Origin of the sequence: Massilia sp. IC2-278, assembly GCF_020708045.1 — a bacterium.
Taxonomy (GTDB): domain Bacteria; phylum Pseudomonadota; class Gammaproteobacteria; order Burkholderiales; family Burkholderiaceae_D; genus Telluria.
Genome location: NZ_JAJFES010000016.1, coordinates 63,099 through 81,566 on the forward strand (window position 1 = coordinate 63,099; position 18,468 = coordinate 81,566).

Below are 18,468 nucleotides of genomic sequence, written 5' to 3' on the forward strand. Positions count from 1 at the left end.
AAAACAAGAGGCAGCCATGACCCTCCCCATCCTCCTCAACCTGGCCGTTGCCGCCGCCGTCTGCGTCCTGCTCTACCGCATGCAGGCGAGCCACCAGTCGTTCACGCGGCGCGTGTTCACCGGCCTCGGCCTGGGCGTGGTGCTGGGCGCGGCCCTGCAAGCCATCTACGGCGCCGCCTCGCAGGAAGTCGCCGGCACGAATGCCTGGCTCGACGTGGTCGGCAGCGGCTACGTGAAGCTGCTGCAGATGATCGTGATCCCGCTGATCATGGTGTCCATCATCGGCGCCATCCTGAAATTGCGCGACGCCGCCTCGCTCGGCAAGATCAGCGCGCTCACCATCGGCATCCTGATCGCCACCACCGCCGTGGCGGCCCTGATCGGCATCGCCATGGCCAAGGTGTTCGGCCTGTCGGCGGTGGGCCTCACGGCCTCGGCCGCGGAAGTGGCGCGCGGCGAATACCTGCAGGGTTCGCTCTCGACGGCCAAGGAAATCTCCCTGCCGTCGATGATCCTGTCGTTCATCCCGGCCAATCCCTTCCTCGACATGACCGGCGCGCGCAAGACCTCGACGATTGCCGTGGTCCTGTTCTCGGTCTTCATCGGCATTGCCGCGACCGGCATCGCAGCCAAGAAGCCGACCGAATTCGCCTCCTTCAGCCACTTCGTGCACGTCGCCCACACCATCGTGATGCGCATGGTGACCCTGGTGCTGCGCCTGACGCCGTTCGGCGTGTTCGCCCTGATGACGAAAGTGGTTGCCGGCTCCAGCCTGCAGGACATCCTGAATTTGCTGAACTTCGTGCTCGCTTCCTACAGCGCCCTGTTCCTGATGTTCGGCGTGCACCTGCTGCTGGTCGCCCTGGCCGGCTACAACCCGCTGCGCTACGTGAAGAAGATCCTGCCCGTGCTGGTGTTCGCCTTCACCTCGCGCACCAGCGCCGGCGCCATTCCCATGAACGTGGCGACCCAGACCCGCCGCCTCGGCGTGCCCGAGGGCATCGCCAACTTTGCCGCCTCGTTCGGCGCCACCATCGGCCAGAACGGCTGCGCCGGCATCTATCCGGCCATGCTGGCGGTGATGATCGCGCCCACGGTCGGCATCGACCCGTGGAACATCGGCTTCCTGCTGCCGCTGGTGGCCATCGTCGTGTTCGGTTCGATCGGCGTGGCCGGCGTGGGCGGCGGCGCCACCTTTGCCGCCCTGATCGTGCTGTCGGCGCTCGATTTGCCGGTGGCGCTGGCGGGCCTGTTGATCTCGATCGAGCCCCTGATCGACATGGGCCGCACCGCCCTGAACGTGAGCGGCTCGATTACCGCCGGCACCCTGACCGCGCGCGCCCTCGGCGCCAGCAACATGGCGGTATTCAATAGTGATGCGGAAACGAATCTGGACGGCGAAGAGCAAACCGCCTGAGCGAATTTTTCGCTGTTTTTTTCGTAATTTGTTAGCAAAAAGTATCGTGCGCTGACCCGCTGCAGAATCCGTCTATGATGACGTCATGTCAATAATCATGGCGGGCAGCTAATGGAACGGAAGTGGCCTCAGGAAATCTGGCTGGTCAGGCACGGTCAAAGCGCGGGTAACGTCGCGCGCGACGTGGCCGAGGCGGCGGCCGGGCACATGATCGACATCGCCGAGCGCGACGTCGACGTGCCCCTGTCCGAGCTCGGCATCCGCCAGTCCGAGGCCCTCGCTTCCTGGTTCGCCGCCCTGCCCGAGGCCGAGCGCCCGAACGTGGTGCTGCACTCTCCTTATGTGCGCGCCGCCGAAACCGCCAACATCCTGATGCGCCGCCTCGAGCGCGAATCCTTCCTGGCCGTGCACCACGACGAGCGCCTGCGCGAAAAGGAATTCGGCATCCTCGACCGCCTCACCACGCACGGCATCGCCCACAAGTATCCCGAGCTGTACGCCCAGCGCCAGCACGTCGGCAAGTTCTATTTCCGCCCGCCCGGCGGCGAGAGCTGGTGCGACGTCGTCCTGCGCCTGCGCAGCCTGCTCGACACCATCGCGCGCGAATACGGCGGCGAGCGCGTGCTCATCGTGGCGCACCAGGTCATCGTCAACTGCTTCCGCTACCTGATCGAGCGCCTCGACGAAGCCAGCATCCTGGCCTTCGACCGCGCCGAAGACGTGCCGAACTGCTCGGTGACCTCGTATGCCTTCGATGCCGACGCCGGCAAGCGCGGCAAGCTGGTGCTGCGCCTGGTGAATTTCGTCGCCCCGCTGGAAGCGAGCGGCACGCCGGTCACGGTCAGCAAGGACGTGCCGGCGGCGCCCAAGGCCTGACCCCTACCCGAACCGACCATGAACGCCATCCAGAGCGCACCTGCCGTGCACGACGTCACCACCGAGCTGCTGCGCGCGTGGCCCTTGCCCATGCCCGGCGAGGACAGCGACAAGGAAGTGCGCGGCCACGTGCTGGTGCTGGGCGGCTCGCGCGAAATGCCGGGCGCCGTCATCCTGGCCGCCACCGCCGCCCTGCGCGCCGGCGCCGGCAAGCTGACGATTGCCACCGGCGCCAGCGTGGCCCAGCTGGTGGCGCTGGCCATGCCCGAGGCGCGCGTGATCGGCCTCGCCGAAACCGAGGCCGGCGGCTTCACGCCCGAGGCCATCGCCCGGCTCGACCCGCTGGCCGACCGCGTCAGCGCCGTGCTGATCGGCCCCGGCATGCAGGACGAAGCGGCCGCCGCCCAACTGGTGCACGGCCTGCTCGAACGCCTGCAGGGCGGCGACACCGCCGTGGTGCTCGACGCCTGCGCCATGGGCACGCTGCTGCACGCGCCGCCGGGCTGGGACCCGAACGAGAATTACCGTTTCGAGCAGCCGGTGATCGTTACCCCGCACTGCGGCGAAATGGCGCACCTGACCGGCATTGCGAAGCCCGACATCGTGTCCGGGCCCGATGCGCGGGCGCTGGCCTCGGCCGCCGAATGGAACGCCGTGGTGGCGCTGAAGGGTGCGCGCACCGTGATCGCCTCGCCCGACGGCGAATTGTGGCAGCACGAAGGGGGCAACGTCGGCCTGGGCATTTCGGGCTCGGGCGACACCCTGTCGGGCATCATCACCGGGCTGGCGGCGCGCGGCGCCTCGCTGGCCCAGGCGGCCTGCTGGGGCGTGGCCCTGCATGCGCGCGCCGGCGAACGCCTGGCCGAGCGCATGGGTGTACTCGGTTACCTGGCGCGGGAGATCCCGGACGAGATCCCCGCCCTGCTCGAATTGGTTGCCGGCAAGGATGCCGGCAACGAAAAGACCATCCGGCCTGCGCCGGGGGACACGGTCGGGCGGGAAACCGTTTGACTGGTATCAAAATCCGCATGCCGTACCGCGGAATAAAGCAAGATGTGCGCAATCCGGCGAACTGGTGGTAACAATGTCAGTCTAATCACTAGTCGGATTCGTGCACCGAACGGGGCCGCGTGTTGCGTCGGTTCCCTGAGGGTTTCGCCAATGGGCCCAGCGAGGTTCCATGGTGAAACTGAACTGGCGCCGTTAGCCCTCCAGCGCCTCACCTGGAGTCAACGGCACAAGATAGACGTGAACGAGGAGTATAAACAATGAACGCAATGACCAAAGCACCAAAAATCCTGCTGACCGCAGCCCTCCTGGCCACCATGCTGGGCGCATGCAAGAAGAACGACACCGCCGGCACCACTGGCGCCGGCGACACCTCGGCAACCTCGCCGAGCTCGACGTCGGGCACCAGCGGCACCACGGGCACCACCGGTGACACCGGCACGGGCGCCACCGGCACCGGCACCACGGGCGACACCACCGGCACCGGCGCAACCGGCACCGGCGCCATGGGCACCACCGGCACCACCGGCGACACTACCGGCACTGGCGCCACCGGCACCGGCGCAACGGGCACCACTGGCGACACCACCGGCACCGGCGCGACCGGCACCACCGGCACGGGCACCAGCGGCACCTCGGGCACGACCGGCACCACCGGCGCCAGCGGCACCACCGGCAGCACCGATTCGTCGGGCACCGGCACCGGTACTTCGGGCACCACCGGCCGCTAATCGGGCCGCGTTTGACCACTCAGCAGGGCCTGCTTTTTGCAGGCTCTGCGGTGTGCGCATGTCATCAGTGCATCACGCCGCCGGCGATCGAGCCGGTGTTGCGTGGTTTTACGCTTGTTTGTTCAGTTTTCTCCACATCGCTTTTCCTCTCCCCTTTGGCGCGATCGCTCTAGCCTTCCATCGCGTTGCATCGTTCCATCGTTGCATCGTTCCATCGTTCCATCGTTCCATCGTTCCATCGCTCCTTCGTTCCTCTTTCTTCTTCCCTTTTTCCCTCGTACCAGTCTTGTGCAAGCCTGCGGCACGCTGCCAGACCTTGCTTCACACCATGACCGCCATCCGCACCTGTTTGCGCCTTACGTTGGCCCGCGCACGGACTGCGCATCTGCGCGCCGCCAGAATGGGAACCAACGCGGCATTGCTGCGACTCTTTTTCCCATATTCTTAAGGAGGTTCACCATGAACCGCACCACTACCCTACCGAAATTCATCCTGGCCACGGCCGTCGTTGCCGCCATGCTGGGCGGCTGCCGCAAGGACGAGCCGGCTGCCGATCCTGTCGCCCAGGGCGCCGATGGCGGCCCGGTCGCAGGCAGCGGCCTGAGCACCAGTACCGCGGTCGGCACCAGCGGCGCGGCCGGCACCACCTCGGGCGGCGTCGACAACGCCACCGCCAGCCAGAATGCCGGCGTGAACCCGACCAACGGCGAAACCACGAACATCGGCGTGCAGGGCGACAACGAAGGCGCGGCCGGCAACAACGGCGGCACCAGCTCGGGCAGCACCGGCAGCACGGTTTCGGGCGGCCCCGGCGCCAACACCATGACGCCGGCGAATGCCGACGGTACCAATGCCGCCACCACCGGCACGGGCACCGGCACCGGCGCGAATAGCCGCGATACCGGCACCGGCACCACCACGACCGGCCAGTAAAGGCCGGCGCAACGCGGCAATCGCCGGCACGGCGCCGGCGTACCGACGACAACAGACAAAGGACCCACCATGAAAACGACACGTAAAATTCCAGCCATCATCATGACCACCGCCCTGCTCGCCGCCGTCCTCGGCGGCTGCAAGAAGGAAGACAACGGCATCGGCGGCGACGGCGACGCGGCAGCGGTCTCCAGCCGCAGCGAAGGCGCGGGCAGCGGCGGTGCAGCCGGCACCAGCGGCGCCACCGGCAACGCCGGCGATACAGGCCTGGGCGGCGTCGAGTACAACACCAACAACAACCCGCGCACCGTCGGCGAAAACGAAGGCGGCTCGCGCGAGAACACGCCAGGCGCGGTCGGCGGCGCCAGCGGCGTGAGCGGCGCCGTGGAGGTCGGCCCGAACGGCAGCACCACCGGCGGCGCCAACCCGGGCGGCGCGCCGATGGCCCCGGCCCCGGCCGCCGGCAGCGAAGGCGCCGTCAGCGGCGGCAGCACCGGCAACACCACTGGCACCGGCCCGGCATCGACCCGCGCCGGTTCCGGCGAATCCGGTCCGCTGAACCCGGCTCCCGGCACCGGCCGCTAATTCAGGTGCAGCATCCCCCTCTTGCCTGGCTGCCGCTGCCGGGCCAGGACGGGATACCTGCAGAAACAAAAGAGCCCGCACATGTGCGGGCTCTTTTATTATGCAGCGCCTGAAGCAAGCTCAAGCGCCCCGGACGGCCCCGAAGCGGGCCGCCGTCTTACACGCCTTCGGCCACCTTGGCCGGCTTCTTCGCCAGCGGCACGCTCTTGCCGGCGCCCGGGCCACGGCCGCGGCCGGTAGCGAAGCGGAACAGCCACATGATCATGCGGAACACGAAGCGCACCAGGATCAGGGTCAGGATCGCTTCCACGAAGGTGACCACGAAGGCCGGCAGCACGTGCCAGCGTTCCGCGCGGCGGTGGAACTTGGCGGCCATGCGGTCGCGCGCGATCTCGATGCTGTCGTAGAAGGTCGGCACCACCAGCAGGGTCAGCAGCGTCGAGGTGATGGTGCCGCCGATGATGGCCACCGCCAGCGGCTGGTAGAACTTGCCGTCCGGGCCGAGCGCCAGGGCCACCGGCAGCATGCCGGCGATCAGGGCGAAGGTGGTCATCAGGATCGGACGCAGACGCACGCGGCCGGCCTTCATCAGCGCTTCTTCCCTGGCATAGCCTTCGTGTTCCAGCGCGCGCGCCGCTTCCAGCAGCAGGATCGCGTTCTTCGCCACCAGGCCCATCAGCATGATGATGCCGATAAAGCTCATCAGGTTCAGGGTGCCGCGGGTGAGCAGCAGCGCCACCACCACGCCGATCAGCGACAGCGGCAGCGACAGCATCACGCCCAGCGGCGCGGTGAAGGAACCGAACTGCATCACCAGGATCAAATACATGAGCCCGATACCGCCGAAGAGAGCGATCGTCATTTCGCGGAACAGCTCGGCCTGGTCCTTGCCGGCGCCGCCCAGCGCCAGGCCATAGCCCGGCGGGAAGTCGAAGCTCTTGGCCAGGGCCATGGCGTCGGCCGTGACTTCGCCGTTCGAGCGGCCCTGGGCATTCGCCGAGACCGTGATCACGCGCTTGCCGTCCTTGTGCACGATTTCCGACGGGCCCTTACCCATGCTGATGCGGGCGATCTGCTCCAGCGGCACCATGGTGTTGGTGCCGGCAATCGCGATCGGCAGGCGCTCGATGTTCTCGATGCTGACCCGGTCTTCCGGATGCAGGCGCACCGCCACGTCGCGGGTTTCGCCGGTCGGGTCGACCCAGTCGCCGACCTCGATGCCGGCAAAGGCCACGCGCAACGCGGTGGCGGCGTCGCCCACCGACACGCCCATCGAGTTCGCCAGGCCGCGGTCGAGCTCGATCTGCAGCTCGTCCTTCGGATCCTGCTGCGACAAGGTCACGTCCACCGCGCCCGGCACCTGGCGCAGCTTTTCCATGTAGGCCGTGGTCAGCTCCATGAGTTTACGCGAGTCGTTGCCGGTGAATTCGATCTGCACCGGCTTGCCGCCGCCCGACAGGTCGTCGAGCACGGTGTACTCGGCGCCCACCAGGCGCGAGACCTTGGCACGCAAATCGGCGCCGATCTCGGCCGCGCTGCGGGTACGGGTATTGCGCTTGCCGATCTCGATGTAGATCGAGCCGCCGCTCGGGCGGGCGACGATGTCGGTGGCGCGGGTTTCCGGCAGCGTGTGGGCGAGCTTGGCCGCCTGCTCCATCTTGATGCGTGCAAATTCCAGGCTCGACGAGGCCGGGGTACGCACCTCGATCATGATCTTGTTACCGTCGCCGGCGGGCAGGAAGCTGGTGCCGCCGAACATCACCTGCAGCGTGATCGCCGCGGCAAAACTCAAGGCCGCGATCACACCCATCCACACGCGGTGGTGCAGCGCCCAGGCAATCACGTTGCCGTAGCGGCCGGCCAGGCGGTCGAACCAGGCATTGAAGTGGCCCAGTGCTTTCGACAGGCCCTTCTTCGGCTCCAGGTGGTGGCCTGGCGGGTCGCCCCAGTAGGCCGACAGCATCGGGTCGAGCGTGAAGGAAATGAACAGCGAGACCAGCACCGAGCAGGTGACGGTCAGCGCGAACGGACGGAACCATTCGCCGGCAATGCCCGGCATGAAGGCGACCGGGATGAACACGGCCATGATCGAGAAGGTGGTGGCGGCCACGGCCATGCCGATCTCGGAGGTGCCGACCAGGGCCGCGGTACGGCGGTCGGCGCCGTTTTCCATGTGGCGCACGATGTTTTCGCGCACCACGATGGCGTCGTCGATCAGCACGCCGATTGCCAGCGACAGCCCGAGCAGGGTCATGAAGTTCAGCGTGAAGCCGCACAGCCAGACCGCGATAAAGGCGGCCAGCACCGATGTCGGCAGCGACAGCGCGGTAATCAGCGTCGAGCGCCAGGAATTCAGGAAGGCGTAGACCACGAACACGGTCAGCACGGCGCCGAACACCAGCGACTCGATCACGTTGTTCAGGCTGCTTTGCGCTTCCTCGCCGCCATCGCGGGTGATGGTCAGCGTGGTGCCCTTCGGCAGTTCCTTGTTGATCTCGGCCACCAGCTCGTGCACGCGCTTGGCGATCGACACGGTCGAGGCGTCGCGGGTACGCACGATCGAGATGCCGACGTTCGGGCTGCCGCTATGGATCGAGGCGCTGTCGATGTCGGCGAAGCCGTCCTGGATCGTGGCCACCTGGTTCAGGCGCACGATGGTGTCGCCGCTGCGTTTTACCACGATCTGGGAAAAGTCCTCGGGGCGCTCGATGCGGCCGATTAGGCGGATGCCCTTTTCGTCGAGCACGCCACGCACCTTGCCCACCGGCGCGTTCGTGTTCTGCCGGCTCAGCGCATTCGTGACGTCGCTGACCGAGATGTTGTATTCGCGCAGCTGGTCGGCGCGCAGCAGCACCGACAGTTCGCGCCGCAGCGAACCGTTCACGTTGACGGTGGACACGCCGTCGATGGCGCGGAAGCGGTCGGCCAGCACGTCCTCGGCCAGGCGCGAAATGGTGGCGTGGCTCTGGCTGCTCGACGACAGGGCCAGCTGCATGATCGGCTGGGCCGAGGGATCGACGCGGCGCAGGATCGGCTCGCGCATTTCCAGCGGCAATTTATAGCGCACTGCCGAGATGGCGTTGCGCACGTCGTCCGAGGCTTCGATCAGGTTGCGCTTGAAGTCGAATTCCAGCACCAGGGTGGCGCTGCCTTCATTGGCATAGGAGGTGACCTCGGTCACGCCCTGCACGCTCTGCATCTGCTTTTCCAGGCGGTCGATGATCTCGCGCTCGGCCGTTTCCGGCGAGGCGCCCGGATACGGCACGTTGACCACGATCACCGGAATATCGACGTCGGGATTCTGGTTGACGCGCAGCTTCGACAGGGCCAGCAAGCCGATGCACATCATGCCCAGGATCAGCACGATCGTGGCGACCGGCTTCTTGACACTGAAATTGGAGAGGAACATGGCTTATTTCCCTTGGGCCTGGGGAGCAGAGGCTACGCGGGCGGCGGCCATTTCCACCTTCTGGCCATCCTTCAGGTTCGAGCTCGGGCTGCGCAGCACGGTGTCGCCGGCGGCCAGGCCGGTCTTGATCTCGTAATTGCCGGTGCGCTGGTCGCGCATGCCGACTTCCAGGTTCACTTTCGCCAGCGTGCCGCCCTTCACGCGCCAGGTATAGGTGTCGTCGCCGCTGCGCACGATGGCGCTTTCCGGCAGCATCAGCGCGTTCGAGGTCTCGGCGTCGATCCGCCCTTCCGCGTACAGGCCGGCCACGCGCGGTTGCTCGCCGGTCAGGCCGACCAGCACCTCGACCTGGCGCGTGATGTCGTTGGCCGAGGGGTCAATGCGTTTGACCACGCCGGTGAACGCCTGGTTGCCGTAGCCGTTGATGTGGAACTTGACTGGCTGGCCGAGTTTCACGGTGGCGATCTTGTCGGTCGAGACGCGGCCCTCGAAGCGCATGCTGTTCGGGTCGATCACTTTCACCAGTTCCTTGCCGACGGTGGCGGTGTCGCCGGCCGACACCTTGCGGTCGCTGACGATGCCGTCGAACGGCGCGCGCACCTGGGTGCGGCTGGTCTGCTGGCGCGCCAGGGCGGCGCGGCTCTTCGCGGCCGACAGTTCGCTCAGGGCGCTGTTCTTGCGCACTTCGGCTTCGTCGAAGGCGGCGGCCGAGGTCATGCCCGAGGCGCGCAGGGTCTTCAGGCGTTCCAGCTGGCGATTCGACTGGTCGAGTGCCTGCGAGGCGGCGCGCACGGCTTCGTCGGCCGACAGCAGCGTATCGCGGATCGCGGTCTCATCCAGTTTCACCAGCAGGTCGCCGCGCTTGACCGGCTCGCCGTTCTCTTTCAGCACTTGCAGCACCACGGCCGAGACTTCCGCGCGCAGATCGGCGCGGCGTTCCGGCTGGATCGAGCCGGTGATCACCGGGCCCGAGGCCAGCGCATCGCTCTGCACCGTCAACAGGTCTTCGGGCGCAACCAGCAGCTGGCTCGGCTTGTTGTCCTTGGCCTGGGCGGTGGCGTTCGGACCGGCCTTGGCCGGGTCCTTGCCCTCCTTGCTGCAGGCGGCCAGGGCCGACGCGATGGCAAGGACGAGTAGAGTGTTGCGCAGCATGTTGAGTCTCTCCAATTGGACGCTGATGACTTATATTTTTAAGAGGCGGATTTCACCAGCGCGCAGTATCCGGGAGCCGGACCCACCCGTCAATCGACGGTCCTGCGCACTGTGGTTTTCGAGGGATGAACTGCGTCCTGGCGCGATGGACTGCAGCGGCGGCGGACAAAATTCGCGGTGGGCGGACAGTTGGCGGACACCCGGCGGACACTGTCCGGCAGGCTGTCCGCGTTTTTTATCCGGCGATCAAGCGACCAGCAGGTGGTACACCAGGAAGCCCATGCCGATGCCGGTGACGATGCCGCCGCAGATTTCGACCAGGGTATGGCCCATGCGTTCACGCAGGGTGACGTGGCCGGTGACCTCGACCGCCAGGCGGTTGATGGCGGCAGCCTGGCGGCCGACGTGCTGGCGCAGGCTGTTGGCGTCGATCATCACGATGAAGGCCAGGGTGACGGCCACGCCGAAGGCCGGGTGGTCCATGCCTTCGCGCAGGGCGATCAGGGTCGCCATGCTGGTGACCACCGAGCTATGGTTGCTGGGAAATCCACCGTTGCCAACCAGGTTGAACGCCCAGCGCCGCTGGCGTGCGCTGTTGATCAGGAACTTGATTGGACCGACGACGAGCCAGGTCAAAAAAGGCGTGATGAGGTAAGTAAGGTCCATGTATTATCCAAAATGTAAATGCCGGGCGGAATTATCGCAGAAGGCATGCACGCGGGCGACCTGCGCTGCGACCTCCGCCTGTACGAAACGGTAAGATGCCTGAAAACTGTGTCATTTCAACCAATATTCGAATAAGAAGAGGAACCAGATGCAACACTTCCGTTTATCGTTCATCGTCACTGCCGTGCTCATGGCCTTGTCGGGCTGGTGGGGCTACGAACATGGAGGCGTGAGCGGCCTGCTGTCGGCGCTGTGGATCACCGCCATCCTGGGCGTGCTCGAGGTCTCGCTTTCCTTCGACAACGCGGTCGTGAACGCCTCGGTGCTGCGCCACTGGAACGAGTTCTGGCGCAAGCTGTTCCTCACCGTCGGCATCCTGGTGGCGGTCTTCGGCATGCGCCTGCTGTTCCCGCTGGTGATCGTCTCGGTGGCCACCGGGCTCGGCCTGCTCGACGTCTGGCACATGGCCATCGACACCCCGCAGGAATACTCGCGCCACCTGACCGAGCACCATGCGGAAGTGTCGGCCTTTGGCGGCGCCTTCCTGATGCTGGTCTTCCTGAACTTCCTGTTCGACGAGGAAAAGGAACTGCACTGGCTCGGCTGGATCGAGGAAAAAATCGGCAAGTACGGCTCCGAAGGCCTGGCCGTGCTGCTGACCCTGCTGGCGGTGTTCTTCGCCATGTCGCTCATGCCCGAGCAGCGCAAGCTGGCCGTGCTGATCTCGGGCGTGGTCGGGGTGGCCGTGTACATCGGCGTGAACTGGATCAGCGGTCTGCTGGAAGAAGAAGAGCACGACCCGACGGTCGGCAAGATGATCTCGCAGGGCAGCATCGGCGGCTTCCTCTACCTGGAAGTGCTGGATGCCTCGTTCTCGTTCGACGGCGTGATCGGCGCCTTTGCGATTACGAACGACGTGGTCGTGATCATGCTGGGCCTGGCGATCGGCGCCATGTTCGTGCGGTCGATGACGGTGTTCCTGGTCTATAAAGGCACACTGCAGGAATTCGTGTTCCTCGAGCACGGCGCCCACTACGCGATCGGCATCCTGGCCCTGATCATGTTCGCCAGCGTGCACTTCCATATTCCCGAGTGGTTCACGGGCCTGTCGGGGCTGGCCTTCATCCTGGTGTCGCTGTGGTCGTCGGTGCGCTACCGCAAGCGGGTCGAGGCGGAAGAGGCGCGCGCCGGTGTCGGCGTATCGTCAGAGGTTTGAGGTCATCGGCTTCGGTCCTAAGCTTTACTTAAGCCTGGACCTTTTGACAATCCGTGCGGCCGTGGCAGAATGGGCGCCGCGCGGTACTGCCGCGCCAAATCATCCATACACCGCTTCACTTTTGAAACCACACCGATCATGCCGAAAGCCTTGCCCAAGCGCGCCTTTGCCATCCTGCTGTCCCTGCTCGTCGCCCTCGTGGTGGTGTTCGGCCTGTACACCTGGTTCACGCTGACCTGGTCCTACTCGGAAGGCACGCGCGCCGGCTACCTGCAGAAGTTCTCGAACAAGGGCTGGCTGTGCAAGACCTGGGAAGGCGAGATCCTGCTTTCCAGCATGCCGGGGGCGATTCCCGAGCGTTTCGCGTTTACCGTGCGCGACGAGAAGCTGGTGCAGAAGCTGCAGTCGACCATGGGCCAGCGCGTGGAAATCAGCTACGAACAGCACCGCGGCGTGCCGACCAGCTGCTTCGGCGAGACCGAGTATTTCGTCGAGAGCGTGAATACCGGGCCGGTGAATCCGGTGGCGCCGAGCGATGCGCCGGCCGGGGCGCAGTGATACGTTGCACGTATCGATAGCGGTTGATTGAGACGAATTGCATATCGGATTCGATACGCGCGCCGTAGGGTGGGCACCTGTGCCCACGCGGTCGTGCTTATGCATGCCACAACGTCTCCGAAGCTTACGGGAACGCAGCACAAGAAAGCCTACAACATTGGTACGCATGCGATACCAATGCCAGATAGTTACCAGAAGCAGCACGGTACGACCGCGTGGGCACAGGTGCCCACCCTACAACCCCCTCGCGGCGCTGACGTTTACTCCCCGTTCGTCCGCCGCTGGTTCATGATCACTTCCGCCAGCCTGGCCGCGGCCTGCTGCGCCGACGGCTGCTTCTTCAAGCGCCCCAGCACTTCGCGGGTAATGTTCTCGGACGCCGCACGCTGACGCGCCTCAGCCTTGCGTTCGTTGATCGCATCCTCGGTCGCCGATAATTCCGCCGCCTGCTCTTCCAGGCGCTTCGTTTCCAGTTCCAGCAGTTCGCGCCGCGAGTCGGCCATCTGCTGGGTGGTGGCGGCCGTGCGGCGCTGCATCTCGGCGTGCGCCTGGGCGTGTTCGAGCAGCGCGCGCTGGGCGTCGCGCTTTTCAAACGCGGCCTGGGCCGCATCCTTCTCGGCCGCTTCGCGCGCCAGGGCCAGGCGCGCGGCTTCGGCTTCGGCCTCCGCACGCAGGCGTGCGCTTTCCGCCGTGGCCTGTTCCGAGGCCAGGCGCGCTGCCGCCTCTTGAATGGCGCGCGCCTCGGATTCGGCCTGCAGGCGCTGCGCCGCCAGCTTTTGCTCGGCCAGCGCCAGGGCGCCGCGCGCCGCCTCGGCGGCGGTCCGTTCCGCCTCCAGGGCGGCGCGTTCGGCTTCGAGGGCAGCCTCGGTCGCGGCGAGGCGCGCCCCTTCGGCCTGCGCGCGTTCGGCCTGCAGCTGCGCCAGCTTGGCGGCGGCAGCCGCCTGGGCCTGGGCGGCAGCGGCTTCGGCCTGGGCGGCGGCGGCGGCGGCTTCTTCCTGCGCCGCTTCCTCCAGCACCCTGGCCGCGGCTTCGCGCTTCGCTTCCAGGGCCGCGTGCTGGGCCTCGGCGATGCGGCGCTCGGCCTCGAACTCGTCGCGCATCAGCGCCGCCTGCCCTTCTTCCGCCTCGGCCCGGGCCTGGGCGGCGGCGGCCAGCGCGCGTTCGTTTTCCAATTTTTCCTGCAGGCGCGCCAGCGCCGCTTCCTCGGTGCGCAGGCGTTCGCGCTCGGCCGCCGCAAGCTGCGCGGCCTCGGCTTCGCGTTGCGCGGCCAGGGCCGCCGCGTCGCGCGCCATGGCCGCCTGTTCGTTCGCCAAGGCCAGCGCCGCTTCGGCCGCCGCGTTCTCGGCCGCGCGCGCCTCGGCGGCGGCGGCGGCCTGGGCCGCGCGAGCTTCGGCCAGCTCGCGCGCGCGGGCCTGCTGTTCGGCGTCGCGCCCGGCCGCTTCGGCGGCGATGCGGTCGGCCTCGGCGCGCTGCTGCGCGTGCTCGGCCGCCGTCAGCTCGGCCTGCAGGCGGGCCTCGACCTGCATGCCCGCTTCTTCCTCGGCCTGGGCGCGCAGGAGCGCCGCTTCGCGCAGCTTGCGGTCGGCCTCGATGCGCGCCTCGGTGGCGGCCACGATCTTCGCTTCGGCCTCGCGCCGCGCTTCGGCGGTGGCGGCGGCCATCTGCTCCAGGCGCTCGCGGTGGACGGCGGCGTCGCGCAATTCCTTTTCCAGGTCCAGGCGCGAGCGCACGGTGTCGGCCGCCACCCGCTGCGAATCGGCCTGGGCCTGGGCGATGCTCTCGCGTTCGTGCTCGACGTGAGCCAGGGCGCGCGCTTCTTCCAGCATGCGCGCTTCGGCGGCGGCGCGGGCAAAGGCCGAGGCCAGCGCGATCTGGTCGGCGCGCTCGCGCTGCACGGCCAGTTCCAGGGCTTCGGCTTCGAGCTTGGCCAGTTTTTCGGCGGTGACGCGGGCGGCCTTTTCGGCGCGCTCGCGCTCACGCGCCAGCACCGCCACGCGCGCATCGGCGCTGGCGCTGTGCAGCACCTCTTCGCGCGCCGCATGCACGGCGGCCACGCGCTCGGCGGCCTGGCGCCGCGCTTCCTCGGTCTGGGCCAGCAATTCCTCGGCGGCGCGCGCCGCTTCCATCGCCATCGCCGCTTCGGCTTCGATCTGTTCGGCGGCGCGCCGGCGCGCTTCCTCGGCGGCGCGGGCGCGGGTTTCGGCGGCCAGGCGGCTTTCGGTGTCGGCCTGCACACGCGCGCGCAGCTCGGTGGTTTCCTGGCGCATCGCTTCCAGGCGTTCGTTCGATGCCTGGGCGGCGGCGCGCAGGGTTTCCAGGCGGTCGCGGTTGGCTTCGATGGCCTGCTCCGACACCTGGGCGTTCGCCAGCGCGGCGGCTGCGGTGGCGGCATCCATGGCGGCGCGCTCCTCGGCCAGCGCGCGCGCATGGGCCTCGGCGGCGGCGCGGCTTTCGGCGGCGACATTCGCCTTGGCCTCGGCCTCGACCCGCGCGATCGCTTCCTTGATCGCGGTCTTTTCCAGTGCGCCACGGTCGGGGGCCGATGCGGCTGCCGGTGTGGCTGCAGATACGGCTGCAGGGGTGGCTGCAGATACGGCTGCCGGCGCCGACGCGGCTGCCGATACGGGCGCAGGCGCCGGCCTGCCTGCGGATGGCACGTGCCCGCCGGCGGGCGGCGGCAGGTCGATCGTGAAATCGGTATCGTCGTGGGGAGTCGGTGGGTGTTCCATGGTATTTCTCGGTCTGGAAAAGGGAGCCTGCCAAGTCATTATCGGCGAAAGACGCGAATCGTGTCACGCCGAGCTGCGCGGCAAAACCCTTGCAATTCCGGCCTTCAGGAATGACAACCGACTGTCGGTTGCGGCGGGCGCCCGAGCGGGCCTTTCAGACCGGCCACAGTGGCGGCTCGTCCATCAGCGCCACCTGCTCGCGCAGTTCGAGAATGCGGTCCTGCCAGTAGCGCTGGGTGTTAAACCAGGGGAAGGCGGCCGGGAAGGCCGGGTCGTTCCAGCGCATCGCCAGCCAGGCCGAATAATGGATCAGGCGCAGGGTGCGCAGGGCCTCGACCAGGTAGAGCTGGCGCGGATCGAAGTCGCAAAAGTCTTCATAGCCGGCCAGGACGTCGCTCATCTGGCGCACCATGTCCTGGCGCTCGCCCGAGAGCAGCATCCACAAGTCCTGCACCGCCGGCCCCATGCGGCTGTCGTCGAAGTCGACGAAGTGCGGGCCGTCGCCGGTCCAGAGCACGTTGCCGACGTGGCAGTCGCCGTGCAGGCGCAGCAGCGGCACCTGCCCTGCCCGCTCGTAGCAGCGCGCCACGCCCTGCAATGCCTGTTCGACCACGCTGGCCCAGGTGGCGCGCAGCTCGGGCGGCAGGAAGTCGTGCCGCAGCAGCCAGTCGAAGGGTTCCTGGCCGAAGGTGCGCGGGTCGAGCGCCGGGCGCTGCGCATACGATGCCAGTGCGCCGACGGCGTGGATGCGGCCGATGAAGCGCCCGATCCATTCCAGCGTGGCCGGGTCGCCCAGTTCCGGCGCGCGTCCGCCGCGGCGCGGAAAGACCGCGAAATGAAAACCGTCGAAGCTGTGCAGGGTACGCCCGTCGACCGTCAATGCCGGCACCACCGGCACTTCGCGTTCGTGCAGCTCGGCGACAAAGGCATGCTCCTCGAGGATGGCATCGGTGCTCCAGCGTTCGGGGCGGTAGAACTTGACCACCACCGGCGGCCCCTCTTCGCGCCCGACCTGGTAGACGCGGTTCTCATAGCTGTTCAGGGCCAGCAGGCGGCCGTCGCCGTACAGGCCGAGGCTTTCCAGGGCGTCGAGCACGCGCTCGGGGCCGAGCCTGGCAAAGGGGTGGGAACCTGATGAATCCGGCAAACCTGACAAATTATCCATACCGCCATTGTAAGGCGGCGCGCAGATTTTCGTGTGCCGCAGGCCCGCCACGCGTTAAACTGGCGGCTTCACCGCAACAAGGCACCCCATGCAACTCGAACAGCCCCTCACCGAAAAAGAATTCGACGAACTCGACCAGTTCCTCCTCTCCGAGCGCAGCCCGGAAGACGCGATGACGATGGACACCCTCCACGGCTACCTGACCGCGATCGCGATCGGCCCGGAAACCATCATGCCGGCCGAGTGGCTGCCGCGCGTCTGGGGCCAGGACGGCAAGCAGGCGCCGAAGTGGAAGAACGCCAAGGAAGAAGAACGCATCCTCAACCTGATCATGCGTTTCATGAACGAAGTGCTGATCACCTTCGAGGTCGCGCCGAAGGAATTCGAGCCGCTGTACTGCGAGCACGAGCACAACGGCCAGACCCTGATCGACGCCGAAGCCTGGTGCTGGGGCTTCTGGGAAGGCATGGAACTGCGCCCGGGTTCCTGGGACCCGGTGTGGGATTCCGAAGTCGGCGAGCTGATGCGCCCGCTGTATTTGCTCGGCGCCGACGAGATCGAGGAAGACGAGCTGCCGCTGGTCGAAGACCCGGTCAAGGCCCACCAGCTGGCGCTCGAAATCGAGGCCAACCTGCCGGCGATCTACCGCTACTGGCTGCCGCTGCGCAAGCCGGCGGTCGAGACCATCCGCAACGAAGGGCCGAAGACCGGCCGCAACGACGACTGCCCTTGCGGCAGCGGCAAGAAGTTCAAGAAGTGCTGCGGGGCCGACCAGGCTTGATGCAGGAATGAACCGGGGCGCGTCCCCGGTTTTTTTTCGTCATGGCGCCACGGCCAGCGTCGGCGCTTCGCCGAACGGCCGGCAATCGACCGGGATGTCGATGACGAAGGTGGTGCCGCGCTCGCGCGAACTGTCGACGCCGACGCTGCCGCCATGGCTCTCGGCCACCGCGCGCACGTAGGGCAGCCCGATGCCCCAGCCGGCCTTCACGCCCTGGCGCGCCGCTTCCGCGCGGCGGTACATCTGGAAGATGCTTTCCTGCTCATCTTGCGGGATCGGCTCGCCGTGGTTGTGGACGGTGAGCAGCAGGCGCTCGTGCACCTCGTCGATCTTGATGGTGACCGGCGTGCCGGGCGTGCCGTACTTGGCCGCGTTCGACAGCATGTTCTCGATCGCGCGCCAGAGCGCCTTGCGGTCCCACCAGCCGTGTACCGAGTGCGGCGTCATGTGCACCGGCAGGCCCTGGTGGGCCACCGCGTCGAGCTGGACTTCGCGCACCAGTTCGCAGATGTCGAACGCGCTCAGTTCCAGCGGCACTTTCTGGCCGCCATGGAAGGCCATCGAATCGAGCAGCTCGCTCACCATGCCGCCCATGCGCTGCACGCTCGACAGCGCCTTGGCGGCCACGGTGCGGATGCGCGCCGGGTCGTTCGTCATGAGGATGATTTCCAGCGCCATCGAGGCCGCATGCAGCGGCCCGCGCAGATCGTGGGTGAGCGCCGCCGTGAAGCGCTCGCGCAGGCCCTGGTGGACCAGGGTAAAGGCATTCACGGCTTCCTTGATGCCGGCATCGATCGAGCTGTCGATCACCAGCACCTCGGCGTGGCTGAGCGAGATGCCGTCGCGCGCCAGCGCTTCCAGGATGCAGCGGCGCAGGATCTGGTATTCGTCGATCAGGGCCACATGGTCGTAGCTGGTGATGCGGGCGCGCTCGCCGCCGTGCTCGGCCGCGACCGTGGTGCCGTCGGCGCCGCCCTGGCGGCCATAGCCGGGCGTCAGGCTTTCGGCGATGTTGTCGTAGAAGACGGGCAGCGTGTCGATCAGCACCGGGTGGCGCAGCTGGGCCGCTTCCTCGACGTTCGCGCGCACCGCACGTTCCCAGTCGGCGAACACCTGTTCGCGCAGGGCGAGCATGCGCGTCGATGTGGCCGACAGATCGGCGGTATCCTGCTTCTGGTCGCTGGCGTAGGTCACGCGTGGTCCTCCTGGCTGGCTTCGTATCCAGCCTGCATGGTACGCCGG

Annotated in this window: 15 protein-coding genes; 9 read left to right on the top strand and 6 right to left on the bottom strand. The window is 67.2% G+C overall.

Annotated features, from left to right (window positions below; translation table 11 throughout):
* Positions 1-16: 16 nt before the first annotated feature.
* The 6 genes from LK540_RS21595 (at position 17) to LK540_RS21620 (ending at position 5,550) form a co-directional block, all read left to right on the top strand.
* On the top strand, positions 17-1,417 hold the full coding sequence (locus LK540_RS21595) for an L-cystine transporter (protein ID WP_229439386.1): 1,401 nt from the start codon (positions 17-19) through the stop codon (positions 1,415-1,417).
* Between the two features lie 111 nt (positions 1,418-1,528).
* Positions 1,529-2,293, top strand: coding sequence for a histidine phosphatase family protein (locus tag LK540_RS21600; RefSeq protein WP_229439387.1), 765 nt, complete (start codon positions 1,529-1,531; stop codon positions 2,291-2,293).
* 18 nt (positions 2,294-2,311) lie between these two features.
* Positions 2,312-3,304, top strand: a complete 993-nt coding sequence (locus tag LK540_RS21605) for an NAD(P)H-hydrate dehydratase (RefSeq protein WP_229439388.1) — start codon at positions 2,312-2,314, stop codon at positions 3,302-3,304.
* A gap of 257 nt (positions 3,305-3,561) precedes the next feature.
* Positions 3,562-4,032 carry a hypothetical protein gene (locus tag LK540_RS21610; protein ID WP_229439389.1) on the top strand — a complete coding sequence of 157 codons (471 nt, stop codon included), beginning with the start codon at positions 3,562-3,564 and terminating at the stop codon, positions 4,030-4,032.
* Between the two features lie 459 nt (positions 4,033-4,491).
* Entirely contained in the window at positions 4,492-4,965 is a 474-nt protein-coding gene (locus LK540_RS21615; RefSeq protein ID WP_229439390.1) for a hypothetical protein, read from the top strand.
* A gap of 69 nt (positions 4,966-5,034) precedes the next feature.
* Complete coding sequence (locus tag LK540_RS21620; protein ID WP_229439391.1) at positions 5,035-5,550, top strand: hypothetical protein; 516 nt, start codon at positions 5,035-5,037, stop codon at positions 5,548-5,550.
* A 157-nt stretch (positions 5,551-5,707) separates the two neighbouring features.
* Here the strand turns inward: LK540_RS21620 and LK540_RS21625 are convergent, their stop codons facing one another.
* The 3 genes from LK540_RS21625 to LK540_RS21635 form a co-directional block, all read right to left on the bottom strand.
* Positions 5,708-8,959, bottom strand: a complete 3,252-nt coding sequence (locus LK540_RS21625; protein ID WP_229439392.1) for an efflux RND transporter permease subunit — start codon at positions 8,957-8,959, stop codon at positions 5,708-5,710.
* A 3-nt stretch (positions 8,960-8,962) separates the two neighbouring features.
* Positions 8,963-10,111: an efflux RND transporter periplasmic adaptor subunit gene (locus tag LK540_RS21630; RefSeq protein ID WP_229439393.1), complete on the bottom strand. Its 1,149-nt coding sequence runs from the start codon at positions 10,109-10,111 to the stop codon at positions 8,963-8,965.
* Positions 10,112-10,357: 246 nt separating this feature from the next.
* Positions 10,358-10,777 carry a divergent PAP2 family protein gene (locus tag LK540_RS21635; protein ID WP_229439394.1) on the bottom strand — a complete coding sequence of 140 codons (420 nt, stop codon included), beginning with the start codon at positions 10,775-10,777 and terminating at the stop codon, positions 10,358-10,360.
* Between the two features lie 148 nt (positions 10,778-10,925).
* Here LK540_RS21635 and LK540_RS21640 point away from each other — a divergent pair, with 148 nt between their 5' ends.
* Positions 10,926-11,993: a DUF475 domain-containing protein gene (locus tag LK540_RS21640; protein WP_229439395.1), complete on the top strand. Its 1,068-nt coding sequence runs from the start codon at positions 10,926-10,928 to the stop codon at positions 11,991-11,993.
* A 138-nt stretch (positions 11,994-12,131) separates the two neighbouring features.
* On the top strand, positions 12,132-12,551 hold the full coding sequence (locus LK540_RS21645) for a hypothetical protein (protein ID WP_229439396.1): 420 nt from the start codon (positions 12,132-12,134) through the stop codon (positions 12,549-12,551).
* A gap of 260 nt (positions 12,552-12,811) precedes the next feature.
* Here the strand turns inward: LK540_RS21645 and LK540_RS21650 are convergent, their stop codons facing one another.
* Both LK540_RS21650 and LK540_RS21655 read right to left on the bottom strand, forming a co-directional pair.
* Positions 12,812-15,280 (bottom strand): hypothetical protein, encoded by a 2,469-nt coding sequence (locus LK540_RS21650; protein WP_229439397.1) that lies wholly within the window; start codon positions 15,278-15,280, stop codon positions 12,812-12,814.
* Between the two features lie 154 nt (positions 15,281-15,434).
* A complete protein-coding gene (locus tag LK540_RS21655; RefSeq protein WP_229439398.1) occupies positions 15,435-16,445 on the bottom strand; it encodes a serine/threonine protein kinase in 1,011 nt (336 codons plus the stop codon).
* 88 nt (positions 16,446-16,533) lie between these two features.
* On the opposite strand from LK540_RS21655, the gene LK540_RS21660 reads away from it, so the two are divergent.
* A complete protein-coding gene (locus LK540_RS21660; RefSeq protein WP_229439403.1) occupies positions 16,534-17,226 on the top strand; it encodes a UPF0149 family protein in 693 nt (230 codons plus the stop codon).
* Between the two features lie 39 nt (positions 17,227-17,265).
* On the opposite strand, the gene LK540_RS21665 is transcribed toward LK540_RS21660, so the two are convergent.
* Positions 17,266-18,420 (bottom strand): HAMP domain-containing sensor histidine kinase, encoded by a 1,155-nt coding sequence (locus tag LK540_RS21665; protein ID WP_229439405.1) that lies wholly within the window; start codon positions 18,418-18,420, stop codon positions 17,266-17,268.
* Between the last annotated feature and the right edge of the window lie 48 nt (positions 18,421-18,468).